23 protein-coding genes, 1 tRNA gene and 1 pseudogene are annotated in these 24,986 nt (G+C 61.1%); 11 read left to right on the top strand and 14 right to left on the bottom strand.

Annotated elements, in window-relative coordinates:
- From DFP86_RS19495 to DFP86_RS17660, 8 genes are all read left to right on the top strand, one after another.
- Window positions 1-230: hypothetical protein (locus DFP86_RS19495; RefSeq protein WP_208108386.1), on the top strand; the 230-nt coding region annotated here is incomplete at its 5' end.
- Between the two features lie 67 nt (window positions 231-297).
- Entirely contained in the window at window positions 298-996 is a 699-nt protein-coding gene (locus DFP86_RS17630) for a Crp/Fnr family transcriptional regulator (RefSeq protein WP_133683741.1), read from the top strand.
- Between the two features lie 7 nt (window positions 997-1,003).
- Window positions 1,004-1,747, top strand: coding sequence for a nucleoside phosphorylase (locus DFP86_RS17635; RefSeq protein ID WP_133683743.1), 744 nt, complete (start codon window positions 1,004-1,006; stop codon window positions 1,745-1,747).
- Between the two features lie 55 nt (window positions 1,748-1,802).
- Window positions 1,803-2,402 (top strand): ECF transporter S component, encoded by a 600-nt coding sequence (locus tag DFP86_RS17640; RefSeq protein WP_133683745.1) that lies wholly within the window; start codon window positions 1,803-1,805, stop codon window positions 2,400-2,402.
- An 11-nt stretch (window positions 2,403-2,413) separates the two neighbouring features.
- Window positions 2,414-3,181: an energy-coupling factor transporter transmembrane component T family protein gene (locus tag DFP86_RS17645; protein ID WP_133683747.1), complete on the top strand. Its 768-nt coding sequence runs from the start codon at window positions 2,414-2,416 to the stop codon at window positions 3,179-3,181.
- Complete coding sequence (locus tag DFP86_RS17650; protein WP_133683749.1) at window positions 3,178-4,023, top strand: energy-coupling factor ABC transporter ATP-binding protein; 846 nt, start codon at window positions 3,178-3,180, stop codon at window positions 4,021-4,023. Before DFP86_RS17645 ends, DFP86_RS17650 begins: the two co-directional genes overlap by 4 nt.
- A complete protein-coding gene (locus DFP86_RS17655) occupies window positions 4,016-4,840 on the top strand; it encodes an energy-coupling factor ABC transporter ATP-binding protein (RefSeq protein ID WP_133683751.1) in 825 nt (274 codons plus the stop codon). Before DFP86_RS17650 ends, DFP86_RS17655 begins: the two co-directional genes overlap by 8 nt.
- A gap of 38 nt (window positions 4,841-4,878) precedes the next feature.
- Window positions 4,879-4,966, top strand: a tRNA-Ser gene (locus tag DFP86_RS17660).
- A gap of 57 nt (window positions 4,967-5,023) precedes the next feature.
- Here DFP86_RS17660 and DFP86_RS17665 read toward each other — a convergent pair.
- Window positions 5,024-6,601, bottom strand: coding sequence for an EAL domain-containing protein (locus tag DFP86_RS17665; protein WP_133683753.1), 1,578 nt, complete (start codon window positions 6,599-6,601; stop codon window positions 5,024-5,026).
- A gap of 204 nt (window positions 6,602-6,805) precedes the next feature.
- On the opposite strand from DFP86_RS17665, the pseudogene DFP86_RS19875 reads away from it, so the two are divergent.
- Window positions 6,806-6,871 (top strand): annotated as a pseudogene (locus DFP86_RS19875) (hypothetical protein); the annotation flags it as partial.
- Window positions 6,872-6,901: 30 nt separating this feature from the next.
- On the opposite strand, the gene recN reads toward DFP86_RS19875, so the two are convergent.
- The 10 genes from recN to DFP86_RS17720 form a co-directional block, all read right to left on the bottom strand.
- Complete coding sequence (gene recN, locus DFP86_RS17675) at window positions 6,902-8,575, bottom strand: DNA repair protein RecN (protein ID WP_133683755.1); 1,674 nt, start codon at window positions 8,573-8,575, stop codon at window positions 6,902-6,904.
- A gap of 18 nt (window positions 8,576-8,593) precedes the next feature.
- Window positions 8,594-9,469 (bottom strand): NAD kinase, encoded by an 876-nt coding sequence (locus tag DFP86_RS17680; RefSeq protein WP_133683757.1) that lies wholly within the window; start codon window positions 9,467-9,469, stop codon window positions 8,594-8,596.
- A 9-nt stretch (window positions 9,470-9,478) separates the two neighbouring features.
- The gene (locus DFP86_RS17685) at window positions 9,479-10,135 is read right to left on the bottom strand and encodes a response regulator transcription factor (protein WP_133683759.1); all 657 of its coding nucleotides are present in this window, start codon (window positions 10,133-10,135) and stop codon (window positions 9,479-9,481) included.
- A gap of 1 nt (window position 10,136) precedes the next feature.
- Complete coding sequence (locus DFP86_RS17690) at window positions 10,137-12,428, bottom strand: ATP-binding protein (RefSeq protein ID WP_133683761.1); 2,292 nt, start codon at window positions 12,426-12,428, stop codon at window positions 10,137-10,139.
- Window position 12,429: 1 nt separating this feature from the next.
- On the bottom strand, window positions 12,430-13,392 hold the full coding sequence (locus DFP86_RS17695; protein WP_133683763.1) for a potassium channel family protein: 963 nt from the start codon (window positions 13,390-13,392) through the stop codon (window positions 12,430-12,432).
- A gap of 60 nt (window positions 13,393-13,452) precedes the next feature.
- Window positions 13,453-14,028 carry a peptide-methionine (S)-S-oxide reductase MsrA gene (msrA, locus tag DFP86_RS17700; RefSeq protein ID WP_133683765.1) on the bottom strand — a complete coding sequence of 192 codons (576 nt, stop codon included), beginning with the start codon at window positions 14,026-14,028 and terminating at the stop codon, window positions 13,453-13,455.
- Between the two features lie 82 nt (window positions 14,029-14,110).
- Window positions 14,111-16,204, bottom strand: coding sequence for a peptidase domain-containing ABC transporter (locus DFP86_RS17705; RefSeq protein ID WP_133683767.1), 2,094 nt, complete (start codon window positions 16,202-16,204; stop codon window positions 14,111-14,113).
- A complete protein-coding gene (locus DFP86_RS17710) occupies window positions 16,198-17,445 on the bottom strand; it encodes an HlyD family secretion protein (protein WP_133683769.1) in 1,248 nt (415 codons plus the stop codon). Before DFP86_RS17710 ends, DFP86_RS17705 begins: the two co-directional genes overlap by 7 nt.
- A gap of 177 nt (window positions 17,446-17,622) precedes the next feature.
- The gene (locus DFP86_RS17715; RefSeq protein WP_133683771.1) at window positions 17,623-17,838 is read right to left on the bottom strand and encodes a DUF1653 domain-containing protein; all 216 of its coding nucleotides are present in this window, start codon (window positions 17,836-17,838) and stop codon (window positions 17,623-17,625) included.
- A gap of 4 nt (window positions 17,839-17,842) precedes the next feature.
- The gene (locus DFP86_RS17720; protein ID WP_133683773.1) at window positions 17,843-18,877 is read right to left on the bottom strand and encodes an HD-GYP domain-containing protein; all 1,035 of its coding nucleotides are present in this window, start codon (window positions 18,875-18,877) and stop codon (window positions 17,843-17,845) included.
- 147 nt (window positions 18,878-19,024) lie between these two features.
- Here DFP86_RS17720 and DFP86_RS17725 point away from each other — a divergent pair, with 147 nt between their 5' ends.
- The gene (locus DFP86_RS17725) at window positions 19,025-20,011 is read left to right on the top strand and encodes a tRNA dihydrouridine synthase (RefSeq protein ID WP_133683775.1); all 987 of its coding nucleotides are present in this window, start codon (window positions 19,025-19,027) and stop codon (window positions 20,009-20,011) included.
- Here the strand turns inward: DFP86_RS17725 and DFP86_RS17730 are convergent.
- Genes DFP86_RS17730 through DFP86_RS17740 form a run of 3 tightly spaced genes read right to left on the bottom strand, consistent with a single transcriptional unit; the run spans window position 19,991 to window position 23,918 of the window.
- On the bottom strand, window positions 19,991-21,289 hold the full coding sequence (locus DFP86_RS17730) for an MFS transporter (protein ID WP_243729437.1): 1,299 nt from the start codon (window positions 21,287-21,289) through the stop codon (window positions 19,991-19,993). The two genes, DFP86_RS17725 and DFP86_RS17730, sit on opposite strands and share 21 nt — an antisense overlap.
- Window positions 21,290-21,312: 23 nt before the next feature.
- The gene (gene ccoS, locus DFP86_RS17735) at window positions 21,313-21,489 is read right to left on the bottom strand and encodes a cbb3-type cytochrome oxidase assembly protein CcoS (RefSeq protein ID WP_133683777.1); all 177 of its coding nucleotides are present in this window, start codon (window positions 21,487-21,489) and stop codon (window positions 21,313-21,315) included.
- Window positions 21,489-23,918: a heavy metal translocating P-type ATPase gene (locus tag DFP86_RS17740; protein ID WP_133683779.1), complete on the bottom strand. Its 2,430-nt coding sequence runs from the start codon at window positions 23,916-23,918 to the stop codon at window positions 21,489-21,491. The genes ccoS and DFP86_RS17740 overlap by 1 nt, the downstream gene beginning before the upstream one ends.
- Window positions 23,919-24,007: 89 nt before the next feature.
- On the opposite strand from DFP86_RS17740, the gene DFP86_RS17745 reads away from it, so the two are divergent.
- The gene (locus DFP86_RS17745; protein ID WP_243729438.1) at window positions 24,008-24,979 is read left to right on the top strand and encodes an NAD(P)H-quinone oxidoreductase; all 972 of its coding nucleotides are present in this window, start codon (window positions 24,008-24,010) and stop codon (window positions 24,977-24,979) included.
- The last annotated feature ends 7 nt before the right edge of the window (window positions 24,980-24,986 follow it).

Here is a 24,986-nt window from a genome sequence, read left to right on the forward strand (position 1 = left end):
TCCTGAACGACGGTACGTTTGAAATCTTCATTATGTTTTGCCATGAAAAACACCCCAAAGGTTGGAACGGTGTCCAACTCTTGGGGTGCAGTTCACTTCTGCGGCCGTTTCTATTTTCGACCAAAGTACGTCGCATGCCGTTCTGTAGTCATGGCATTACATGCTTCGGGACAAATGTCCCGAAAATGAAGAAAATTCCCGCTTATGGTAGTCGATTTACTCATGGATAAAACCTACTTGTCCTTTATATAAAACCCCGAACTTGTATGATGGCTAGGGACAGCTGGAGAGGGCGCAATGGCGAGAAGCATTGACGACGTCATCACGATTGTCGAGCAGGAACGCGGCATTTACGAACTGCTGAAAGGGTGCCCCTACGAGGTGCTCAAAGAGTTTTCGGTGGCGCGTTGCCGCAAGGGCGAATTCAGACTCAACCAGGGCCAGGTCTACGACAGCTTGTACATCGTCGTCTCCGGCCTGGTGCGTATTTATGTGATGACCGAAAGCGGGCGCAAGTACACGCTGGCGATTTACAAGCAAGGCAACTACATCGGCGAGCATGAAATTTTCGATCAGCGGCCGTATAGCTGTTTCGTCGAAGCCATTTCCGATGTGGTGCTGCTGAAGCTCAAGCGCGAGCCGTTTATCCGCTGGCTGGGGCTCGATCGCAATATCAGCGATTCGTTCACGCGCAGCCTGTGCCATCAGATCTATATGCTGAGCGAAAAGGCGGGGGTCGATACGCTGTACTCCTTGCGCCAGCGTATCTGCCAGTATCTGCTGGCGGTGGTGGCGCGCGAGAAGCCGGTGACGGTCGACCGCGAGGAATTGGGCGAGTTGATGGGCGTGGCAACACGGAGCGTCAACCGCATACTCAAAAGTCTGCGCGAGGAAGGGTTGATCGCGGTCGAGGGGCACACGATCGCCATCGTCGACTGGCCCGCATTGCAGACCGAGTCCGAAAAGAAAACATACGATTTTTACCAAAGAAAGTGAGCGCATCATGTCGGAGGCGAAGCAGCCGCATATCCGCTGCGGTCGCAAAGACGCGGCCCCGTTCGCGATTCTGCCCGGCGATCCGGAGCGGGTCGATCGGGTGAAGGCTTTTCTCGACCATCCGGTGGATATCGCCTTCAACCGCGAATACAAGAGTTGCCGAGGCAGTTATAAAGGTGTGCCGGTCATGGTGGTCTCCACCGGGATCGGCGGGGCATCGGCCGGTATCGCGGTGGAAGAGCTGCGCAGTATCGGCGTGCACACGCTGATCCGCATCGGCAGTTGCGGTGCGCTGCAGCCCGACATGCGGCTGGGCGATCTGGTCATCGCCTGTGGCGCGGTGCGCGACGATGGCGCCTCGCGCGCTTATGTCGGCGACCTTTTTCCAGCGGTGCCCGACACCGGGCTATTGACCGGTTTGCTTGCCAGTGCCAAGGCGCAAGGCTTTGCCCACCATTGCGGCATCGTCCATAGCCACGACAGCTTTTACACCGATCGCGAGGAGGCTTCGCGCGAGCACTGGCGCCAGCACGGCGTGTTGGCCGCCGATATGGAAACCTCGGCGTTGCTGGTGATCGCCCGGCTGCGCGGTTTGCGCGCGGCATCGATCTTGAATGTGGTGGTCGAGCACGACGGCAATATCGAAGCCGGCATCAACGATTACGTCACCGGCGAAAGCCGTACCGCCGTCGGCGAACGCAACGAGATACTGACCGCGCTGGAAGCCATCGTCGGCCTGGCGCGGCAATGAGCAAGTTACGTCTGCGCCTAGGCGCGGATATGTCACACACACAGGAGGCACTGTCATGAAAAACAGCATGTGGAGTCTGAAACTCTCGACATCGGCTTTGGTGCTGATTCCGGCCGCTGTCGGCATCAACTATATCGGCAAGCTGTTCGCCGGCCTGCTGAAACTGCCGCTGTGGCTCGACGCCATCGGTACCGTGCTGGCCGCCATGCTTGCCGGGCCGGTGGTCGGCGCGATCTGCGGCGCGATCAACAACGTCATCTATGGCCTGACCATGGATCCAATCTCCTTTATCTATGGCCTGACCAGTATCGGTATCGGTCTGTCGGTGGGTGTGTTGGCGCATCGCGGCCGTATTACCGGCATCGGCAGTGCCGTGGTGGTCGGTTTGATTGCCGCGGTGGTGTCCACGGTGATCTCCACGCCGATCAATATTGGCTTCTGGGGCGGTCAGACCGGTAACGTCTGGGGCGACCTGGTGTTTGCCTGGATGGCGGCGCATCACTTCCCGGTGTGGATGTCGTCGACGGTCGACGAATTCATCGTCGACGTGCCGGACAAGATCGCGACGGTGATCGTGGCCTATGGCATCTTCAAGGGCTTGCCGCAAAAGATGACGATCCTGTTCCGCCACGATAGTCAGACCGAGCAACTGTAAGGACGCCCATCTTGAAAGCGCTTAGCCTCTATCAGGATAACGGCACGCTGATCCACCGAGTGGATCCGATCAGCAAGCTGCTGTATATCGCGGCCGCCATCTTCATCCCCGTGGTGCTGACCGGCTTTACCGCCGGCTTGGCGATGCTCGGGCTCAGCCTGATGCTGTTGGTGCTGGCCCGAGTGCTGCGCAAGGTGGTGCCGTTGATCGGCTTCAGTATGTTGGTGTTGATTTCGGTGGTGATCATCCAAGGGCTGTTTTACGCCGGCAACCGTCAAGTCATGTTCGCACTCGGCGGCGTGCATTTCTACCGCGAAGGCTTGCTGTTCTCCGCCGCTATTTGCGTGCGGGTGCTCAACATCCTGTGCGCCTTCGCACTGTTGGTGCTGACCACCCGTCCGTCCGATCTGATCGAGTCGTTGGTGCGCCAGGGACTGTCGCCGCATTTCGGTTATGTGCTGTCTTCCGTGCTGCAAATCATCCCGCAGATGACCGGCACCATGGAAACCATTACCGACGCCCAGCGATCGCGAGGCATGGAAACCGAAGGTAGCCTGATGGTGCGCCTGCGTGCCTTCCTGCCGCTGATCGGGCCGGTGGTGATGAATTCGCTGGTCAGTACGCGCGAGCGCTCGCTGGCGCTGGAAGTGCGCGCGTTCAGTTCGCGCGCACAAAAGACCTTCCTCAACGAAGAGCGGGTCAGCACCAGTAACCGGGTGATCAAGATTGTGCTGTTGGCAGCCATGGCGGCGGCGGTGGCATGGAGAGTCGTGTCATGAAGAAGATCGTCGTCGAAGGGCTGAAGTATCGTTATCCGCTAACGGCCGAGCTGGCGCTGAACGATGTGTCGTTCGAAATCGAAAAGGGCGAATTCATCGGTATCATCGGCCGCAATCTGGCCGGTAAGTCCACGTTGTGCCAAGCCCTGATGGGGCTGGTGCCGCATTTTTATAAAGGCGCTTACGGCGGTTCGGTGACGGTGGACGGCTTGAACGTCGCCCAGACCGAAATCTGCGAACTGGCGCGTAAGGTCGGTCTGGTATTCCAGAACCCGTTTACCCAGGTGAGCGGTTCGAAGATGACCGTGTACGAAGAGCTGGCCTTCGGCTTGGAGAACCTGGGGGTGCCGCGCGCGGAAATGATGCCGCGTATCGAGAGTGCCATGGCGCTGTTGGGCATCGAGCGTTTCGGTAAGCGCAACCCATTCGATTTGTCCGGTGGCCAGATGCAACGCATGGCCATCGCCAGTGTGATTGCCATGGCACCGGACATCATCGTATTGGACGAGCCCACTTCACAGCTCGATCCTCAAGGCTCGGAAGAGGTGTTCCAGGCGATCCAGGCCTTGAGCCGCCAAGGCATGACGGTGATCATGGTCGAGCACAAGATGGAGAAGATCGCCCGTTACTCCGACCGGGTGATGCTGCTCGACCACGGGCGGCTGGTGGATTTCGACACGCCCGAGCGCGTGTTCTCGCGCGATGATCTCGCGCAATACGGCATCGCCGCGCCGATCTTCGCCCGCATCTGTCAGGGGCTGGGCATCCGGACCCCGCAGACCGGGCTCTATCCGATGACGTTGGACGACGCCTACGACCAGGTGGTGAATTGGCATGAATAAGATCGAGATCCGCAACCTGGTGTTTCATTACACCGCGGGCGAGCCCATCCTGAACGATATCTCGTTGGCTTTCGACGCCCGCTCGACCGCCATCATCGGCCAGAACGGCGCCGGCAAAACAACCTTCGTCAAGCTGCTCAAGGGGCTGTTGAAGCCTGTCGGCGGCGACGTGGTCATCAATGGCATCAATACCAGCGATGCCACCGTGGCGGCGTTGGCGCGCCACATCGGGCTGGTGTTTCAGAATCCCAACGACCAGATATTCAAGAACAAGGTGCTCGACGAAGTCATGTTCGGCCCGCTCAATATCGGCCAAAGCCAAGACGAAGCGCGCGAGCGTGCCGATGCGGCATTGGCGATGGTCGGTCTGGCGGGGCGCATCAACGACAACCCCTACGACTTGAGTCTGTCCGAACGCAAATTGATCAGTATCGCTTCCATCGTGGCGATGAATACCGAGATCATCATCTTCGACGAACCGACCATTGCTCAGGATTTTTCCGGCAAGGAACACATCAAGGCGATCATTCGCGACTTGGTTGCCCAGGGGAAGCTGGTATTGACCATCATTCACGACATGGATTTCGTCGCGGAAACCTTCGAGCGCACGCTGGTGTTCGCGCAAGGGCGGGTCTTGCTCGACGGCTCGACGCGCGAAGTGTTCGCCGAGGAGGAAGTGCTGCGCCAAGCCCATCTCGAGCCGCCGCACGTCACGCAATTGGCGCACCGTACCGGCTTGCCAGGCACGCCTTTGACGGTGGAGGAGTTTGTGCGCGAGAAGCGGGCGCAAGGCGCGATGCGGCCGGTGACGCCCTAGCCAAAAGCGGCGCGAGCCGCTATCATGTCGCACTTCCCGGAAGCTTGGCAGAGTGGTCGATTGCACCGGTCTTGAAAACCGGCAAACCGAAAGGTTTCCAGGGTTCGAATCCCTGAGCTTCCGCCAGAATAAATTGATAGGCCGCCAACGACATTTGTCGTTGACGGCCTTTAAAATTTCACGTCACCAAGCCTGCCCGGCGAACCACGCGGGAATGTCCGGTGCCGGCATCGGCTTGGCGAAGTAGTAGCCTTGCACGCTGGCGATGCCGCTTTGCATGACGATATCCAACTCTTCCCGGGTTTCCACGCCTTCGGCGGTGACCGGGATGCCTAGATCCACCGCCAATTCGGCGATTTTCTTCAGCAGGGCTTGGCGGCGGGTGTCCTGCACCAGGCCTTTAATGAATAGGCGGTCGCATTTGAAGCCCGAGATGGGGAGATCCGCCAACAGGCCGAGCGATGAGTAGCCGGAGCCGAAGTCGTCCATGATCACGCCGATACCTTTGGCCTTCAGTTGGCGGATGATGCGCACCATTTCGCCACCGTTGGCGATCAGCGCGTGTTCGGTGATTTCCAGCCGCACACGGCTGGGGGCCAGTTCGCGTTGCTGTAGCTGGCAGTGGATCCAGTCGACGAAGTCCGCCTCCAGTAGGGTGGCGGGCGAGACGTTGATGTTGATGGTGGCGCTGTCGAAACCTTGGCGGGTCCAGTCGGCCAGGTGATCGAGGGCATTGCCGATGATCAGCATGTCGACGTGCGCGCCCTGGGCCTGCAGCGTGCAGGCCAGGATGAATTTTTCCGGGTTGATGCGACCCAGCACGGGGTCGCTGACGCGTAGCAACGCTTCGAAGTGCGCCTTGGGTTGGTGCGGTGTGACGATGGGCTGAAAGTGGATCTGCAGCTGCTTGGGGTGCAAAAGCTCCGGCAATCGGGCGGAGATCAGGGCGAGTTGCCGGTCGTGGCCTTGGCTTGCCGCGACGCTACTGGCGCCCGGTGTGACTACGTTGCGGAATGAACGTTGCCGGCGCCGTTCGGAGTGTATGGCCTGCAGCTGGTCGGCGGTAATGGCCAGGCCGAAGGCGAGGACGGTGATCAGTAAGTGTGCACTGCTGTTCGGGACGAGCTCGGTCGAGCTTGGCAGGGGGAACGTCGTGACCAGGCACCAGTGTAAAGGCGGAATCAGCATGCCTGCCAGGATTTTCAGTCGCCAGGTCAGGGGTGTGAACTGGCTGCCGATGGCGCTGAGGCGTGCTTTGCGATGCTTGAGCGCGAGACCGGCGGCGAGAAGAACCGCCAGCGCCAGCGATGCGGCGAAGGCCGACGGTTCGATGGTCAGCGTGCCGGGTACGAAGCCGAACGACAGCACGGCATGACCGAGTAGCATGCCGAGCGCCAAGCCGAGCGCGGCTAGGCAGACGCGACCGGCGTGCGTGTCGGTGCTCAGCGTGGGGACGGTCAACCTGGCGCTGAAGCTGTTGATCAATAGCCCCAACAGTGCCGGCGTGAGTGGCAAGCCGTCGGTGGATAGGTCCGGATAGATGAAGAAACCGGTCACGTCGAGCACCCAAACCAGGCCGCCGATGCTAAATGCGGCGCGCGAGGTTCGGATCACGCGGCTGGCAGGGTCGATGGCATTGCTGGTTTCCTCCACAAGCTGTTGGCACAGATGTACGACCAGCGCGCCCAATGCGCCGTAGAACAATGCAGGCAGCCCAAATGGCATGGCGCGGCCGGTCTCTTGGAGTAGGGCAATGTTCATGGGGTCTCTTGTGGGGCGGTTGGCATCGGTAACCGGTATGGCTAATTGCGGTTTCGATTTAAATTAAGGCCATCAATTGTTAACTATGAATTTAAGATATGATTATGTCAAAAAAAATGCTATCTGTCTGCGTTTTTGACATTAAGGGGAAATGTTCGTCTACCGATGTTGCTGTAAGCCAACGGCAGGCACGACGACGAGCCGGTGGCTCACCGCTTGGAGCGGATCGCCGCCTTGAAGCGCCTAGGCTTGAGCTTGGACGAGATCGGCCAAGTTCTGGATCTGTGGATCGAGACTTCGCTACACCGGTCGGGCGTTAAGCGCCAGCATTTCCGCCGCGTGATGCCGAGTGGCGTCGGTGATTTCCACGCCGCCAAGCATGCGCGCCACTTCGTGCACCCGTTCGTTATCGCCGAGGACTTGAATGCGACTCAAGGTCTGGTTTTTCCGGGTTTCCTTGCTGACTTGCCAGTGTTGATCGCCGCATGAAGCCACTTGCGGTAGATGGGTGACGCACAGCACTTGGTAGTGTTGGCCCAAGGCTTGGAGTTTCTTGCCGACGACCTCGGCCACTCGCCCGCCGATGCCGACGTCGACTTCGTCGAAGATCAGCGTCGGTACGCGCGCCACTTGGCTGATGGCGACTTGCAGCGCCAGGCTGATGCGGGACAGTTCGCCGCCGGAGGCGATCTTGCCTAGCGCTTGCAAGCGGGTGCCGGTGTTGGTGGCGACCAGGTATTCGATGTCTTCCAGACCGTGCGAGCCTGGCGTGCCGAGCGGGGTGAGGGCGATGTCGAAACGGGCGCCGTTCATGGCCAGGGTTTGCATTTCCTCGGCGACGCGTCGGCCAAGCTTGCCAGCAGCTTTATGGCGCGTTGCGCTCAATTTGTCGGCGATATGACGATAGGCGGCGTCGAGTTCGTTTTCGGCGTGCGACAGCGCCGCCAGATCGGCAGCGGCGTCGAGTTCGCCGAGCTGGCGCTGCCACTCTTCCAGCCGTTGCGGCAAGTCTTGCGGCTGGCAGCGATATTTGCGCGCCATGCTCATCAAGGTGTCCAGTCGGTGCGCCATCTCCGCGAGTTGTTGCGGGTCTTCTTCGATATGGCCGACGTAGTCGCGCAGGCTGTGCGTGGCTTCGTGCAGCTCGGCGTCGACCGAGGCGAGCAAAGTCTGAACCTCCGACAGGCGCGGGTCGAGGTGAGCCAGCTTGCCTAGCCGGTTTTGCACCGCGGCCAGTAGCGACAGGCAGTTGCCGTCCGTTTCCGATAGCGCGTCGATGGCTTGGTGGGCGCTGGCAAGCAATTCTGCGGCGTTGGCCAGTCGGTCGTGCGTCTGATTCAGGGTTTCCCATTCGCCGGGATGAATGCCGAGTGCGGCGACTTCGCTGATCTGCCAGTCGAGCCGCTCGCGCTCGCTTTGCGTGTGCTGTGCGTTTTTTTCGGCTTCGAGCCGGGCTCTCCGGGCGCTTTGCCATGCCTGCCAGGCGCCTTCGACCTCGCGAGCGAGCGCCTCCGCGCCGGCGTAGGCATCGAGCAACGTGCGCTGAGTGTCGCCACTTGCCAGCGACTGGTGCGCGTGCTGACCATGGATGTCGATCAGGGCGTCGCCGAGCAGCTTGAGCTGAGCGAGCGTGGCTTGCTGACCGTTGATCAGGCTTTTGGAGCGGCCGCTCTTGTCGACGATACGTCGCAGCAGAATTTCGCCTTCGTCGCCGGCCAGTTCGTTGTCGGCGAGCCAGGCGGCGAGATCCGGGCGGTCGACGATGGCGAAGCGGGCGCAGATGTCGGCGCGGTCGCAGCCTTCGCGCACGATCTGCGCGCCCTCGGAACGGTCGCCGAGCGCCAAGCCCAGCGCGTCGAGGATAATGGATTTGCCGGCGCCGGTTTCGCCGGTCAGCACGGTAAAGCCGGCGGCGAAATCGAGCGCCAGTTCGTCGACGATGACAAAGTCTTTGATGCTAAGCGATAACAGCATGGCAGTCGGCATCCGGTGTCAGAGAAGTCGCTCGCCCCAGTGCAATTTGTGGCGCAGCATGTCGTAATAGTTGTAGCCGAGCGGGTGCAGGATGCGCAGCGGGTTGCGGTAGCTGCGGATCAGCACCCGATCCATTTCCATCAGGTCGCAGTTGGATTGGCCATCGAAATGTACGCGGGCATCCAGGCCGCGCGTCAGCATGAACTCGACCTCGCAGGAGTCGTTGACGGCAATCGGTCGATTGTTCAGCGATTGCGGACAGATCGGCACCAGGGTGATCGCTTGTAGCGTGGGCTGCAGGATCGGGCCGCCCGAGGCCAGCGCATAGGCGGTTGAGCCGGTCGGAGTCGAGACGATCAGGCCGTCCGAACGCAGGCTGTAGACGAACTGGTTGTCGATGAATACTTCGAATTCGATCATGGTGCCGACCGCGCCGCGGTTGAATACCACGTCATTGAAGGCCAGGGCGTTGGCCACTTCGGCGTCTTCGCGCAAGACCACGGTCTGCAGCAGTATGCGATCTTCGGGGATGAACTGCCCTTGCAGGATGGCGTCGACCGAATCGAGCATCTCATGCAGCGGGATGTCGGTCATGAAGCCAAGCCGGCCCTGGTTGACCCCGATCATCGGCACGCGGTAGGGCGCCAACAGGCGCGCGATCGACAGCATGGTGCCGTCGCCGCCGAGCACGATGGCCACGTCGACCAGTTTCCCCATGTCCATGCGGTCGATCAGCGCATGCCCGCCGGCCTCGACCTGCGTGGCGCTTTCCTTGTCGATGAAGACATTGATGCCGTGCTGTGCCAGGTGGTCGGCCAACTGGCGCAAGCTTGCGACGATGTTCGGCTTACTGTGGCGAGCGACTAGGCCGACGTTTTTGAACAGACTTTGCATTCGGGTAGTTTACCGGTTGTTGCTCATGTCGTCTGCATTGTGCTTCATGCCGGTCGCTTCGAGCGCTTTGAGGTAGAAGCGGATCAGATCGGCCAGCGAAGTCACATCGAGCTTGCTGAACAGGTTGGCGCGGTGCACTTCGACCGTGCGTGGCGAGAGGTCGAGTTCTCTGGCAATTTCCTTACTCGACAAACCGGCGGCCACGCCTTCGAGTACTTCGCGCTCTCGGCCGCTGATGCGTGCAAGCCGTGCCAGAACCTCTTGGGTTTCCACCTCTTGGCTGTGTTGACGGATGCTGAGTCGGATGGCTCGGCGCAAGCTCTCGACCAATCGCATCTGATCGACCGGCTTGGTCAGGAAGTCGATCGCGCCGTTCTTGAAGGCGCGTCGGCATTGCTCGACGTCGCCATGGCCGGTGATGAACACCAACGGGATGTTGATGCCGCGTTCGGCCATCGTGTCCTGCAGCGCCAGTCCGCTAATGTGCGGCATGCGGATGTCGAGGACGGCACAGCCGATCTCGCCAGGCTGGCACTGCAACAGAAATGCTTGAGCGCTGGAAAATTTGAGGGCGCGCATGCCCTGGGCGCTGATCAATAGTGCCAATGAGTCGAGGACGGCCGGGTCGTCATCCACGATATAGACGGTGGGCGTCATGGTGGTCATGTCATTCTCTCGTATCGATATACGGTGGTGTGCCGGTGTCGAGCGGCGGCAGCTCGACCACGAATTCGGCGCCGCCGCTCGATCGGTTGTGGGTGCTGATGTGTCCGCCGAAACTTTCGATGATGGTTTGGCAGATGGTCAGGCCCAATCCCATGCCGCCGTTCTTGGTGCTGAAGAACGGGGCGAAAACATTGTCGATCTTATCATCGCCGATGCCCGGGCCGTTGTCGCCCACTTTGATGCAGACGTGGCGAGCGCTGAAGCTGGTTTCGACGAACAAGCAGCCGGGGTGGGATTGGCCGTGCATGGCGTCGATGGCGTTGCGTACCAGATTGAGTACAACCTGCTCCAATTGAATGGTATCGGCGTAAACCAGCGGTAGGTGGCTGCCGGGGTGGTAGTCGACGGTGATTTCGTGCTGGCGCAGGTCGTAGTCGGCCAGAGCCAGTACATTGCTGATGGCGTGGTTGACGTCCACCGGCGTGTGTTGGTGTGTCTTCTTGGAGACGAATTCGCGCAGACGGTGCACGATCTTGCCCGCTCGGTCTGCCTGGTTGACGGCCGATTGGATGGCCTGGACGATCAGCTCCAGGTTGGGGTCGTCTTCCTCAAGCAGGCTCAGGCTGGCCTGGCAATAGCTCATGATGGCCGACAGCGGTTGATTGATTTCATGGGCGATACCCGAGGCCATCTCCCCCATCGAGGTGATACGCGTGACGCGGGCCAGTTCGTACTCGTGTTGCTTGAGGCGCGCCTCGCTGGTTTCTAGCGCCTCGAGCATACGGCGCCGCAGCGGCGCGGTGTCGCGAAAGGCCAGCACGGCGCCGATCAGGCCGCGGTTGCGATCGAACAACGGCGACACGGAGCCTTCGATCAGCAGTTTTTCGCCGTCGGGGCACAGCAGATAGCTGTTTTCTTCCAATTCCCGTGGCTGCTGCTTGGCGAGACATTCGATGAATGGATCGGCTACCGCGCGGCGGGCGAACTCGTAGCGCAACTTGAAGACCTCGCCCAATGGATGGCCGATGGCCTGCTCTTCGCTGGTGCCGAGGTGGCGCTGGGCGGCCGGATTCAGGTATTGCACCATGCGCTGATTGTCGATGGTGATCACGGCATCGCTGATGGCCTGTAGCGTCACCATGGCGTGTTCCCGCGTGCGATATAGGCTGTCGTCGGCGAATTCCCGATCCTTGCGCGCGTTGTGACGGATGGTCACGATCAGCAGAATCAGGTAGCTGGGCAGCGCAGCGGCCAGGATGGCCAGGAGCAGGTTCGCACGGTCGATCGTGTGGAGCCGCAACTGGCTCGAGATGTTGAGTTCGTACGGGAAGTAAGGCGTGGCGATTTGTTCGCGGCGCTCTATGCGCGGCAGCAGCAAGTCGAGCTGGCTGGGCGATAGGAGGGCGTGCCGCGAGTAGACGGCACTGTCGTACTGGCTGGAAGCACCCTCCTGGCGCGAGAGCGTGATGTCGAATAAATCCGATTGCTCGTCGTGCAGGTTGATCAGTCCGTCGATACGCAACAGTATTGTGACGATGCCGATACTCTCTTCCGGTCGCATGATCGGGCTGGTCGAGGGTGGCGAAGGCGAGTACAGGGCATGGATGTAGGCGATGGCCGATTGGTCGTTGCTTAGGCGTAACAGCGGTGTGACCTCGATATCGGTGCTGCGCAACGCACGTTCCACCGTCGGACCGACGATCGTGTCTGCCAGAAGGTCGAGCCCCATGGCGCTACGGGCGTTTTGCGTCAGCGCGGGCTCCGCCATGGTGAAGGGGATGTAGGATTCTCGGGCCGGCGCGGTATGCCAGTTGGCGCTTTGGAGCCATCCGGCGTGGCCATCGTGCTGATAGTCGCGGATACGGAAGTCCGGGCCAAAGGTATCGCGCTGGGCGTACTCGAAGGTTGGCCGTTGATAATGGGCGATACGTTGTTGAAAGCCCATGGAGTAGATGAAGCTGTAGCGTTTGGCGGCCTGCTGCGCATAGCTGCGCAGCTCGGTGTCGCGCACGTCAGGATCGCTGGCGATGATATCTTCGAAGCCGAACATGACGAGTTCGCAACTTTTTAACCGGGCTTCGACGCTGCGCGTCAGATAGAACGAGACGCGTTTGAAATGCTGTTGCTGGCGCTGGATGTCGGCACCGATCATCAGGCCGACCGCGAGCAGGCTCAGCACGAGCCAGGTGGCGAAAAACCAGGCCCAGGCCTTGCGGGGTGCCTCGGACAGCAGAAGTTTCTGCCCGAGCCAGAAGCCGGTATGCGCCGTGGGAGGAGTGTCGCGTTTGGACATATCAGCGGTTGCGGATGATCATGATGGCGGTGCCGGTCTTCAGCAGGGTGTCCGGGCCCGGGCCGAACTGAACTTCTTCGCCGGGGTGCTCTAGCGCGACGATCAGCAAGCGGCCACCCTGGGCGGCCTGGTAGTCCTGCAGCGGCTGGCCATCCCACTGTTCCTCGGTGGTGATGATCTCGGCCTTGAATGTATCGGGATAGCGGTTGTGCAGCGTTTCGAAAAAGCGCTGGGTTTCCGGGCGCAACACGCTATTGGCCATGCTCATGCCGCCCAGCATCGAGGGCACCACGACCTTGTCTGCGCCGACAGCCGTCAGTTTCTTGCGGGTGCTTTCGTTTTCCGCCTTGGAAATGGTGGTGATCGCCGGGTTCAGGCTCTTGGCGGTCACGATGACGAAGGCATTCTCCGCGTCGGAGGTCAGGCAGGTGATGATCGCTTGAGCCTGGTCGATGCCGGCGGCCAGCAGATTGGCGTCCTGGGTGGCATCCCCGACGATGTAGGGTACGCCGCGTGCTTCGAGTTGGTTGGCGATGGCATCGTTGCGTTCGATGACCACCACCTGATGCCCGCTGCGCTCGATTTCTTCCAGCGTGTAAAGTCCGGTTCGGCTGAGGCCGCACAGAATGACGTGTCCCGAAAAGCGGGCAATGACCTTTTCCATTTTTTTACGCTTGAGGTAGAGGGGAAGATCGCCCTGAAACAGCATCAGGGTCAGTGAGGAAATGCCGTAACCGACGACGCCGGTGCCCAGCACGATCAACAGGATGGTGAAAATGCGGCCGCCGGTATCCAGCGGATGCACTTCGCCATAGCCGATAGTCGATAGCGTAATGACCGTCATGAACAGGCTGTCGAGTACCGACCAGCCTTCGATGAGCGTGTAGCCGAGCGTGCCCGCTAGCAAGGTTGCCAGCAAGAGTCCCAATAGATACAGCAGCTTGCGGGTGAATTTTTTTCTCATACAGCCTGACTAGACAACGGCGCGCGCGCCCGAAAGCCCGGCTGCACGCCATTGCGGCAATCAGTCGTCGAACAGAGCGGGGTGCTGCCGGAGAAAGGCGGCAATCTTCGGTGCGATGACGGCTTGGCAATAGGGCGCCTGGCGATTTTGCCAATAATATCGTTGATGATGGTTTTCTGCAGGATAAAATGTGCCGACGGGCGCGATTTCGGTCACGATAGGCTGCGGAAAATGTCCGGTTTCGGTGAGTTTTCGCACGATTGCCCGCGCCGAATCGCGTTGAGTGTCATCCTGATAAAAGATGGCGGATCGGTACTGGGTACCGATATCGTGCCCCTGTCTGTTGAGGGTGGTCGGGTCGTGAATGCTGAAGAACACCTCCAGCAAAGTGATGTAGGACACGACCCTCGGATCGAATTCGATGCGCACCGTCTCGGCGTGGCCGGTCTCGCCGCCACATACCGCCTGATAGTCCGGGTTGGGCGATTGTCCGCCGCAGTAGCCGCTGATCACCTGCCGCACGCCGCCGATGCTGGAGAAGATGGCTTCCAGGCACCAGAAGCAACCACCAGCCAAATAGGCCATTTCAAGGGGTTCCTGCGTAACAGCGACTTCGCTTGCCGTGTGGTTTGTCATGACGTTTCCTTGGATTGTCGCTAGGGCTAGTCGACCCGCTTTTGCCGAGTGCGGCGTGTGATTTCAGCATATCCAGGTTAATTCAGATATCAAATCTTGCCGCCTGTCCAATGTGGATCGCGCGTTCCGCCGAGGCGATGGTCTCGGGCCGATGGGCGATCAATACGCGTGTCATGTTGAGCAGCGCCACTGCGTGATTGATTTGCCGTTCGAGATCCACGTCCAGATGGCTGGTGGCTTCGTCAAGCAGCAGGATATGCGGTTGACGGTAGAGGGCCCGTGCCAATAACAGGCGCTGTTTTTGCCCGCCGGAAAGCGTGGTGCCCATATCCCCGACTAAGGTGTGGTAGGCCATTGGCAGCGCCATGATGGTGGCGTGCAGTGCGGCGGATTGGGCACAGGCTTCCACGCGCGCCAGATCCGGCTGCGGGTCGAAAAAGGCGATGTTGTCCAGGATGGAGCCGGCGAACAGTTGATCGTTTTGCATGACGCAGGCGCAACGTTCCAGTATGCCGTGATGACCTAAGGCACGTAACGGTACGCCGCCGATCAATATTTCGCCGTCGATCGGCTGGAAAATGCCTAACACCATTTTTAACAGGGTGGTTTTGCCGCACCCGCTCGGGCCGACCAGGGCGACCGATTCGCCGTCGCGTATGGTGAAGCTGAGGTCGCGTATTAACCAGGGTTCGTTGGGGGCAAAGCGAAACGAAACGTGGCGAAATTCAATCGAAGAATCCGCGGGGCTTACCGTACCCAATCGGGGCGGCGGATCGGGCTCGCTCAATACGATGTCCGCCAAGCGTTCGACTTGCAGGCGTAGCATTTTCAGCTCCACCGCCTTGCCGATCAGCCCTGCCATGCGTGTCGCGAATTGCGTGCTGTACGTGGTAAAGGCGAGGTACATGCCCACCGAGAACGACTGGTCCAATACCAAAGAGGCACCGAACCACAGTACCGCAGCCTGCTGCAGGCCGAGCAGCAGCATTTCGCTCGTGTGGTAGGCGATAGCGAGCTTTTCCGACTTGACGTGTGTGTTGGTGCGCTCGATCAACAGATTCAGCCAAGCCGAACGTCGTTCGCCCAGTCGTTGAAACAGCTTGACGGCTTGAATGCCGCGCAACGTTTCCAGGAGGTGGCCATCTTGGCGGGCCTCCAAGACCAGCAATTTTTCGCTGACTTCTCGCAGATGGCCATACCAGGCCCAACGCAGCAGACCGTAAGTCGCTAGGCCGATGCAGGAGATCATTGCCAGAGAGGTGCTATAACGCAGCATGACGCACAAGGTGCCGATGACCAGCAAGCCATCCAGCAGGGCTTCGATGAAGTAACGGCTCAGGGTTTGTTGGATCGTGGCAGCACCCTGAAAGCGGGACGAAATATCGCCGATGAAGCGCTTTTCGAACCATGCCAGAGGCAAGCGCAACAGATGACTGAAAATGCGTGTGGTCCATTGCAGGCCGACCAGGGTACTGAACTGCAGTACGGCCCAGGCACGCACAGCCGACACCAGGGCTTGCGCCATGACGACCAGCAAAAAGCCGACCACCAACACTTTGAGCATATCCTGGTCGGCGCTCAACAGTACGCTATCGACCAACCATTGCGAGAACAGTGGCGTAGCCAGTGCCAACAGTTCGAGCATCAACGCCAATAGAAAAATCTGTGCCACGGCCTGGCGCCAGCCGGTGGTGCCGGCCAATAAGTGTCGCCAGGGCAGGTATTGCGTTTCTTCGATTTTGCGAAACGCCGCTGTCGGGGATAGCTCCAGCGCAATGCCGGTGAAATGGCGCGATACCTCATGCCAATTGATATGGCGCCGGCCTGCGACCGGGTCGTGGATGACGATGCCGTGTTCGGCGACGCGTGCCAGCACCACGTAATGATTCAGATTCCAATGCAGAATCGCCGGGCGCTGCAGTTGCGATAACTCGGCGAGTTCCAGTCTGAGTGCTCGGCCAGCCATGCCCAGGTGCTCGGCGGTACGCACCAGGTCGGCCAGCGTCATGCCCTTGAGCGAAGTGGCAAAGCGGCGTCGCAGCGTCAATAAGTCGATGCGGTGGCCATGGTAGCCGGCGACCATGGCCAATGCCGCCAGCCCGCACTCGGCCGCTTCGGTTTGTAACACGACAGGTAGTGTCGGCCCAAAGGCGAGGCGCTGCTTCAGATTTACCATTTGCCGGTGACGCTATAAAGCGGCTCAAACACCCATTCGTACAAGCGGCGAGTTTCCAACATGATATCGCCTGTGACGCGCATTGACGGCAGTAGTGGGGTTTCCTTGCCGTAGGCGAGAATGGTGGGCTTCTGCAGCGCGACACGGATGCGATATAGCGGTTCCGTCATTTGGCTCAACGCCTGGATTTCCCCGGCCAACAGGGCGGTGCGTGCCACTTCGGTCACGGTGCCGTCGACATGGCCGAATTTTTGGTACGGAAACGCTTCCAGCCGTAGTTTGACGCGCGCACCCGGTTGGATGAAGCCGATCGCTTTGCTGGGGGCGAATAACTGCGCCTCCAGCGGTGCCTGCTGGGGGATCAATATGGCCATCGGGCGCAAGGGAGTGACGCTGGTGCCCGGCTGGGCGGCAATCGCAGTGACGCGTCCGGCTTCGGGGGCGACGACGAGCAGTTCGCGCAGCACTTCGTTCTCTAGCAGTGCCTGCTGCACGGCCTGTGTGCCGCGCCGGAGCTCCGCCTGCTGGGTTGCCTGCCGTAGCGGTAGCGTGCGCTGTTGCGCGGCGAGCTCTGCTTTTTCGCGCTGCAGCGTGACCAACGTGCGTGCAAGCGTGGAGACCCGCTGGGCGACCTCCAGCCGCTCCACTTCCCTTTGTTGCAATTGCAACGGCGAGACGAAGCCCGCCTCGGCGAGCTGCCGATAGCGCTGCATGGTTTGGCGCGCCAGATCCAATCGCTGACGCGATAACGCCAGTTCGTGCCCCGCCTGGGCGATTTCCCGCGCCAAGAGTTGCAAGCGCAGCGACATATCTTGCGTTTGCAACTTCAGTAGATCCTGGTGCTGCCGCATGCTGTGCTCGAACGAGTGCAGCCGAGCGAGCAGTGTTTCGGCGATTTTTCCCTGTGCCGGCCCCGATTCGCCGTGGCGTTCGCCGCTGACCGAGAACAAGCGTTGGCCTTTTTGCACCAACGCCCCCTCCTGCACATGACGTTGGGTCACGGTGCCGGATTGGGCGGCGTAGAGGCGCAGTACTTCGCTGGCAGGCAGGATATAGCCGTCCACGGTGACGCGCCGGGTATAGTTGCCCCACGTCAGGTAGGCCGCCGTCATGGTGGCGAGCGACGCGAACAGATAAGCCAGCGCGCCGGTTTTGAACGACAACGCCACCGATACCGGCCCCAACAATTGATCGGCTTGCCCATCAATCGCTTCTTGGCGAAATAGCGTGTCTTCGTTCATCGCGCTCCAGGGGGGGCTTGGTGTTTGGGCACGGCGAGCGCCGTGAAGGCAAACAGCTTGCCGCGCAGCACGAGTTTGAAGAAGAGGAAATAAGGTCGTTGAAGCTGGGGAAAGTTCTTCTAAGGTTAGCGCTTTAATGGACGTTTCTGGCGGTGCGGCGTCATCGCCTCATGGCAGTTAGAAGGGTCGGATCAAGGCAAAACGCGGCATCTCGCCCTCTGGGCCTGTCACGGTTTCGTTGAACATGGCCTGAGGGCGGGCCCACAGGCCGTATTCGCCGTATAACGCGCGGTACATGACCAGCGGCTCTTCGGTTTCCGAGTGGCGGGCGATGCCGAGCACTTCATAGAGCTGGCCCTTGTAGTGACGATAAATGCCGGGAATGGGGTGCATGGGTTTAACGCCAGTATTGAGAGAATAACGGCAGGTAGCGCGCTTCGACGCGCATGCTTAATGCGGATTTTACATGATAACCCGGTAATGAGGTGTCGATCGGTTGGTTCGGGGTGCGAATCGGCACCACCAGGGGCGTGGTGGCGCTCGAACCGTTCTTGATGACCAAGGCTCTGTCGAAGTTTTCCAATTCGACGAAGCTGCCGGGCGGGTAGATGCCGAGGATCTTGACGATCTGGGCGATGTTGGCGGGGTCGAACGCTTCGCCGTGTCCGGCGTAAATAGAAGCCAAGGCGACTTTGGGCGCGATGCTGTTGCGATAGGTGCGCGTCATGAGTTTTGCGGTGACGACGTCGATTAAGTGCAGTAGCTGTGCCAAGGGTGGAATGTCCGTCTCGCCGATGTCAAAGGGGTAGCCGCGGCCATCCCTGCGCTGGTGATGCATGATGACTGTACTGTGCCAGAGCGCATCGTCGATGCTGGCTTCGCGCAGCATGGCGGAACTGAGCAGCGGATGGATGTCGAGCACTTGGCGTTGCATGGTGCTGGGTGGGCCGTCCTGGCTGGCCATCTGGTTTTGCACATCGACCGAACCCAGATTCATGGTCAGCGCCGCGCCGATCAGGATGTTCTTTTCCTGTGCGGGCATGGCCAGGCTGTCGGCCATGCGCGCGGCGAGCAAGGCGCAATTGACGCTATGGTGTGCGGTGTATTGGCTGTGAGGCGTGAGCAGGATGGCCGCTACGCAACCGTCGGGCGACTGCTGCACCATCTGGACGATGTGCGCGATCATCGCCTGTAGCAGTTGGCGGGAGTCGTCCAGGCGGATGAAATGGCCGAGTATGCCGCCCAGGCAGCGGGCGAGATGTTGTGTCGCCTGCAGGGGCGCCGTCTCCAGTGGGGGGAGGTTGGTCGGTAGTGGCGCGTCGTTGCCGGCGAGCAAGGTGGCGCGGTATTTGTCGTTGAGTCGGTAGACGAACTCCGCGTCTTCCACCAGTCGGTGCATGGTGAATAGATTGGACGGCAAGTTGAGCCCCAAGAGCCTCTCCCGCTGTAATTGTCCTTCACTTTATAGTCAATGGCGGCGCCGGGCGCACGCGCCGCAAGGGCGGTGTAACGGTTTTTCTCGCGCGGGCAGGGGGAGCGGGTACAATCTGCGCCTGGTTGCGATCTGGAAGTCCTTGTCATGGAAGTGATCTTGGCCCCGATGGAGGGGTTGGTGGATGCCGTGATGCGCGATGTGCTGACGCGCATGGGCGGCATCGATTTGTGCGTAACCGAATTTGTGCGGGTGACCAGCTCTCTGCTGCCCGAGCGCACCTGGCTGCGTCTGGCGCCCGAGCTTGCGCATGGTGCGCGCACCCGCGCCGGTACGCCGGTACATGTCCAACTGCTGGGGAGCGACCCCGCCTGTCTGGCCGACAATGCCGCCCGCGCGGTCGAACTGGGTGCGCCGGCCATCGATCTGAATTTCGGTTGTCCGGCCAAGAGCGTCAATCGCCATCGTGGCGGCGCGATACTGCTCAACGAACCCGAACTGCTGGGCGAAATCGTGCGGGCGGTGCGTCAGGCGCTACCGCCGGCAGTGCCTGTCAGCGCCAAAATGCGGTTGGGTTACGACGATAAAATGCGTGCGCTGGATTGCGCCCGCGCGTTGGCCTCGGGTGGCGCGTCACGCTTGACGGTGCATGCACGCACCAAGGTCGAGGGCTATCGGCCGCCGGCGCATTGGGATTGGGTGGCGCGCATCCGCGAGGCGGTGGCTATTCCGGTGGTGGCCAACGGCGAGGTCTGGACCTTGGCGGATTACGACGCTATCCGCCAGATCAGCGGCTGCGAACGGGTGATGATCGGTCGCGGCCTGATCGCCAGGCCCGATCTGGCGGCACGTATTGCGGCGCGCGCTCGCGGCGAGGCGCCGGCACCGATGCGCTGGGCGGATTTTTTGCCTTGGCTGTTGGATTTCCTGCGCCAGTGCCGGGCCTGCGGCGAAGGGTCGACCTATCCGGCTGCGCGGCTCAAGCAGTGGCTCGGTCAGCTCAAGCGCGGTTTTCCCGAGGCGGCGATGTTGTTCGAGCAGTTGCGTCCGCTACGCGAGGCCAGTGCGCTGGAGTCGGCGCTGCTGGCGGCGTGTGCGGCGGAGGGGGCGACGCTAGCGTCCCAGCCAGGCTAGGCGCGTTTTCCAGATAATGGGTGCGCCGCGCACCAGCAAGGCGAGTGCCAGTACGTTGATGAGCGAGACGGCCAAGAACAGCATGGCGATGTTGTGCAACCAGCCCAACAGCAGCGCACTGGCCAAGGCGGCGGCCACCATGTAAAAGCCGTTGATGATGTTGTTCGCCGCCACGGCTTGCGAGCGAAATGCGTCTGGGCTCGCGGTTTGCAGCCAAGTGTAGAGCGGCACGGTGAAGAAGCCGCCGAAAAAACCCAGGCATGCCAAGTCGACGATGTGGTGCCAATTGCCGCCGCTTTGCACGAAGGTGGCAATGTCGAGCAGGGCGCCGCGATAGAGCGGCAGGGCGCCAAGCGCCAGGTCGGTGCCGGCGACGGTCATGCCCAGGCTGCCTGCCAGAACCAGTCCTAGTTGCAAGCGGCCGCGCGACAGCTTGGCGCACAGCACCGAGCCTGCGCCGATGCCGACCGAGAACACAGCCAGTAGCAGTGTGTAGACATCGGCGTTGCCGCCCAGATGCAGTCGGGTGAAGGTGGGCAGTTGTGTGGTATAGACTGCGCCCATCAGCCAGAACCAGGAAATTCCCAGAATGGCCGAACGGACACCGTCGATGCGCCATGCGCTGCGCACCAATCGGCTGCTGTCGGCCACAACGTTGAGCGATAGTTTCAGATGCTGCGCCGTCGGCGGCGCCGGTGGCATGGCGCGGCTGAAGCCATAACCTGTTAGGGCGGTGGCGAGCGTGATCGCGGTGGCGGCCAGCGGGCCGTGGTGCATCATCAGGCTGCCGATGATCTGGCCGAACAGAATCGCCAGAAATGTGCCCATTTCGATCAGACCGTTGCCGCCGACCAGTTCGTGGCTGTTGAGATATTGTGGCAGTACCGAATATTTCAGCGGACCGAAAAAGGTCGAATGCGTGCCCATCAAGAACAATGCGCCGAGCAGCATGGGCGTCGAGTGCAAGAATAGCCCCGCGCCGGTGAGTAGCATGATGCCGACTTCCGCCAGCTTCACCACCCTTGCGATGCGCGCCTTGTCGAAGCATTCCGAGACTTTGCCGGCCGTGGCCGAGAATAGGAAAAACGGCAAGATGAAGATCCCGGCGGCCAGGTTGACCAACTGTTCGGCCGGTAGGCCGAGAAATGACAAACCGTAATAGCTGATCAATACCACCACGGCTGTGCGCAGCAGGTTGTCGTTGAAAGCCCCCATGAATTGGGTGCCAAACAGGGGCAGAAAGCGACGAGTAACGAAAAAGTCAAAACCGGCTTGCACGTGAGCGGGCTCCTGGGCTGAGTTTAGGGATGGTTGTCGCGTTCTTCTTGCTGGTCGACGTTGTCGTCGTCCATCAATATGCGGTGCGCCGGGCCTTCCATATCGTCGAACTGGCCGTTCCGCGTCGCCCACCAGAAAATCAGGCCGATGACGAAGGTCAGTACGATGCTCAGCGGAATCAGCAAGTACAGGCTTTCCATCAGGCTTTCCTCTCGATCAATCTCAGCGCGTTGGAGACGACTAGTAGCGAGCTGGTCGCCATGCCGAGGCTTGCCAGCCAGGGGGTGACGTGACCGCTGACGGCCAACGGCAGCGCTACCAGATTATAGGCGGCGGCCCACCACAAGTTTTGCCGAATGATGCGCTGCGTTTTTTTGGCGACGCGCCAGGTTTGTGCGATTAGATTCAGATTGTCGTCGATCAGTACCATGTCGCCGCTGGCGCGGGCGACGTCGGTGCCGCCGCCCATGGCGATGGAGAGATCGGCGCGCGCCAGTACGGGGGCATCGTTGATGCCGTCGCCGACCATCAGGATCCGTGCGCCGGCGGCTTGCAGTCCGGCGACATGGTCGAGCTTTTCCTGGGGGGTGGCGGCGGCGCGCCAGTGTGCGATGCCGAGTTGCCGGGCCAGCCGGGCGACCGCACCTTCGCCGTCGCCGCTTAGTAAATGAATGCGCAGGCCGAGCCGCGCCAGGGTGTCGACGGTTTGGGCGGCCTCGGGACGCGCTTGGTCGCCGATGGCGAAGCGTGCCGCCAGGCCGTGCCGGTTGCCGAGCCAGATCAGCGAGCTGCCGGTTTGCCAGTCGTCGGTTTCGGGCGTGCGGCCCGTTAACTCGGCGATAAATTCGGCTTGCCCGAGACGCCAAGTTTCGCCGTCCACCATGCCCTCGACGCCGCGACCGGGATAATTGCGTAGCGCCGCGGCGGCATGCGGCGCCACCGCGCCGGCCAATAATGCGCGCGCCAACGGGTGCTCGCTGCCGGTCTCGAGCTGTTGCGCCAGCGCGAGTGCCGTGTCCTCGCTCAAATCCGGTCGATATGTCTGCATGGCCAGCAATTGCATATCGCCGTCGGTCAGTGTGCCGGTTTTATCGAACACCACGTCGGTAATGCGCCCCATGGTTTCCAGCGCGTGTCCGCGGGTGACCAGTACCCCCATGTGCGCCAGCCTGCCGCCCGCCGCCGTGAGTGCGGCCGGCGTCGCCAACGACAGGGCGCAGGGGCACGAAACCACCAGAACGGCCACCATGATCCATAAGGCGCGCGAGGGTTCGATGAACTCCCAGGCCGCGAAGCTCAGTGCGGCCGTGATGAGCAGTAGGGCAACGAACAGACTGGCGAAACGGTCGGCCAGCACCGCCAGACGCGGCTTTTGCGCCAACGCCTGATCCAGTAGGCGTGCAATGGCGGCTAGTCGGGTGTTCGGACCCGTATCGGTGATGCGGACCACCAGCGGACCGGTCAGATTGACGCTGCCGGCGATCACGGGGCTATCGATGTGTTTGTCTACCGGCCTGCTCTCTCCGGTTAGTAGCGATTCGTTGCTGGCGCTGATACCGTCGAGCACCATGCCGTCGACCGGAATGGTTTCGCCTGGGCGCACCAAGAGCGTCATGCCGGGCTCGAGCATGCTGACGGCGATCTCTTCTGTTTGGCGTGTCGTCGGCCATTCGGAGAGCCTGTGCGCGAATGCCGGAATCAGTTTGACCAGGCTTTCCAGTGCCTCGCCGGCCTTGCGGCGCGCCATGCCTTCGAGGTAGCGGCCGCCGAGCAGCAGGAAAACGAACATCGACACCGAGTCGAAGTACACGCCCTGGGCGATGTGGTTGAACAGTGCCCAGCTACTGGCGCCGAAGGCCGTCAGGATGCCGATGGCCACCGGCGTGTCCATGCCGACGCGGCGCGCTTGCAGATCGCGCCATGCGCCGCGGTAGAACGGCAGTGCCGAGTACAGCATCACCGGCAGGGTCAGCAGGAAGCTGGCCCAGTGCAGCATCCACAGAAAGCGCGGCTCGATTTCGTTGACTTGCGCCACATAGATCGGCACGGCGTACATCATGACCTGCATCATCGACAAACCGGCCACCCAAAGGCGGTTTATCGCTCGCTTCCGTTCCTTTTGCTGTAGTGCTTCCTGGCGCGCACTATCGTAAGGATGGGCGCGGTAGCCGATGCGGGTCACGGCCCCGAGGATGTCGGACAGCCGCAGTCGCGCGTTGTCCCAGCGCACCCGGGCGCGGTGCGAGGTGTAGTTGATGTCGACCGACAGCGCGCCTGGCAGGCGCAGCAATTGTTGTTCGACTAGCCAGACGCAGGCAGCGCAAGTGATGCCCTCGAGCATCAGGGCCGCCTCGCGCACATTGTCCGGCTCTGCGCGCACGAACGATTGTTGCAGTGCCTCGTCGTCGTACAGGGCGATCTGCTGCATCACTTCCGGCGGGAGCGGCTGAGCTTGCTGACCCGAGGCCTCGCGATGGCGGTAATAGTCGCCCAGGCCGGCGTCGAAAATGGCTTGCGCCACCGACTGGCATCCGGCGCAGCAGGCGGGGTGCCGACGTGACGACTCGCTGATGGTGAAGTGCGTGTCTGGCGGGACCGGCAGCCCGCAGTGGAAACAGTGCTCTGTCATGGCGTGCTATTGTAATGGAATATGATGCGGTTCGCAGGCTCCCTTCCCGGGAACGCCGGCCGCATGCCGCGAACGAGATTACTATGTCCATGAAAGCGATTGTCCAGTCCGCGCCCGGCGGCGTGGATACCTTGCGGCTCGATGTCGTCGAGCGCCCTATCCCCCATGAGGGCCAATTGCTGGTTCGCGTCATGGCGGCCGGTGTCAATCGTGCCGACATCGTACAGCGCGAGGGCCATTATCCGGCGCCGCCCGGGGCGTCGCCGATCCTCGGACTCGAGGTGGCTGGCATTGTTGAGGAGGTGCGCGGCAGTTCGCATTTCAAGGTCGGCGACGCGGTGTTCGGCTTGGTGCCCGGTGGCGCCTATGCCGAATACGCGGTGCTCGATTCGGCGCTGGCTATGCCGAAGCCCGAGAGGCTGTCCTGGGTCGAGGCGGCCAGTTTGCCCGAGGCCTGGATGACCGCCTGGTTCAATCTGGTCGAAATCGGCCGGGTGGTGGAAGGCGAGCGCGTGCTGATCCATGCCGGCGCGAGCGGGGTCGGGGCGGCGGCCATTCAGTTGGCGCGGCTATTGGGGCTTTCTGTCTTCGCGAGCGCGGGCTCTGCGGACAAAATGGATTTCTGCCGCCGGCTCGGCGCGGAGCAAGTTTACAACTGGCGCGATTTGGATCGTTTTTCGCCCATGGTGCGGCAGTGGGGTGGGGTGGATCTGATTCTCGATCCGGTCGGCGGCTCCTATCTGGCGGAAAATATCGCCTGCCTGAATCCGGATGGCCGCTTGATTTTTATTGGCGTCATGGGCGGAGCGCAGTCGGCGCTCAATTTGGCGCAGGTGCTGATGAAGCGTTTGACGCTACGAGGGTCGACGCTGCGGCCGCAGCCGCTGGAGGTCAAGGCGCGTCTGGCGGCGGCCATTGTCGAGCATGTTCTGTCGGCGCAGGCGTCGGGGCTTGTCAACGTGACGATCGATTCCGTCTATCCGCTGGCTGCGGTGGCGGGCGCGCATCTGCACATGGAAAGCAATCGTAACCTGGGCAAAATTATGCTTCAAATGGAATGACGTTTAT

Source organism: Paludibacterium purpuratum, from assembly GCF_004363805.1.
GTDB lineage: Bacteria > Pseudomonadota > Gammaproteobacteria > Burkholderiales > Chromobacteriaceae > Paludibacterium > Paludibacterium purpuratum.

What these genes read in the sequence shown, in the direction of transcription:
- DFP86_RS17630 (WP_133683741.1), top strand. Translation starts at nt 298, where the DNA reads ATGGCGAGAAGCATTGACGACGTCATCACGATTGTCGAGCAGGAACGC.
- DFP86_RS17745 (WP_243729438.1), top strand. Translation starts at nt 24,008, where the DNA reads ATGAAAGCGATTGTCCAGTCCGCGCCCGGCGGCGTGGATACCTTGCGG.
- DFP86_RS17715 (WP_133683771.1), bottom strand. Translation starts at nt 17,838, where the DNA reads ATGCACCCCATTCCCGGCATTTATCGTCACTACAAGGGCCAGCTCTAT.
- DFP86_RS17665 (WP_133683753.1), bottom strand. Translation starts at nt 6,601, where the DNA reads ATGAACATTGCCCTACTCCAAGAGACCGGCCGCGCCATGCCATTTGGG.
- msrA (WP_133683765.1), bottom strand. Translation starts at nt 14,028, where the DNA reads ATGACAAACCACACGGCAAGCGAAGTCGCTGTTACGCAGGAACCCCTT.
- DFP86_RS17650 (WP_133683749.1), top strand. Translation starts at nt 3,178, where the DNA reads ATGAAGAAGATCGTCGTCGAAGGGCTGAAGTATCGTTATCCGCTAACG.
- DFP86_RS17640 (WP_133683745.1), top strand. Translation starts at nt 1,803, where the DNA reads ATGAAAAACAGCATGTGGAGTCTGAAACTCTCGACATCGGCTTTGGTG.
- DFP86_RS17635 (WP_133683743.1), top strand. Translation starts at nt 1,004, where the DNA reads ATGTCGGAGGCGAAGCAGCCGCATATCCGCTGCGGTCGCAAAGACGCG.
- DFP86_RS17680 (WP_133683757.1), bottom strand. Translation starts at nt 9,469, where the DNA reads ATGCAAAGTCTGTTCAAAAACGTCGGCCTAGTCGCTCGCCACAGTAAG.
- DFP86_RS17725 (WP_133683775.1), top strand. Translation starts at nt 19,025, where the DNA reads ATGGAAGTGATCTTGGCCCCGATGGAGGGGTTGGTGGATGCCGTGATG.
- DFP86_RS17740 (WP_133683779.1), bottom strand. Translation starts at nt 23,918, where the DNA reads ATGACAGAGCACTGTTTCCACTGCGGGCTGCCGGTCCCGCCAGACACG.
- recN (WP_133683755.1), bottom strand. Translation starts at nt 8,575, where the DNA reads ATGCTGTTATCGCTTAGCATCAAAGACTTTGTCATCGTCGACGAACTG.
- DFP86_RS17705 (WP_133683767.1), bottom strand. Translation starts at nt 16,204, where the DNA reads ATGGTAAATCTGAAGCAGCGCCTCGCCTTTGGGCCGACACTACCTGTC.
- DFP86_RS17655 (WP_133683751.1), top strand. Translation starts at nt 4,016, where the DNA reads ATGAATAAGATCGAGATCCGCAACCTGGTGTTTCATTACACCGCGGGC.
- DFP86_RS17695 (WP_133683763.1), bottom strand. Translation starts at nt 13,392, where the DNA reads ATGAGAAAAAAATTCACCCGCAAGCTGCTGTATCTATTGGGACTCTTG.
- ccoS (WP_133683777.1), bottom strand. Translation starts at nt 21,489, where the DNA reads ATGGAAAGCCTGTACTTGCTGATTCCGCTGAGCATCGTACTGACCTTC.
- DFP86_RS17685 (WP_133683759.1), bottom strand. Translation starts at nt 10,135, where the DNA reads ATGACCACCATGACGCCCACCGTCTATATCGTGGATGACGACCCGGCC.
- DFP86_RS17710 (WP_133683769.1), bottom strand. Translation starts at nt 17,445, where the DNA reads ATGAACGAAGACACGCTATTTCGCCAAGAAGCGATTGATGGGCAAGCC.
- DFP86_RS17690 (WP_133683761.1), bottom strand. Translation starts at nt 12,428, where the DNA reads ATGTCCAAACGCGACACTCCTCCCACGGCGCATACCGGCTTCTGGCTC.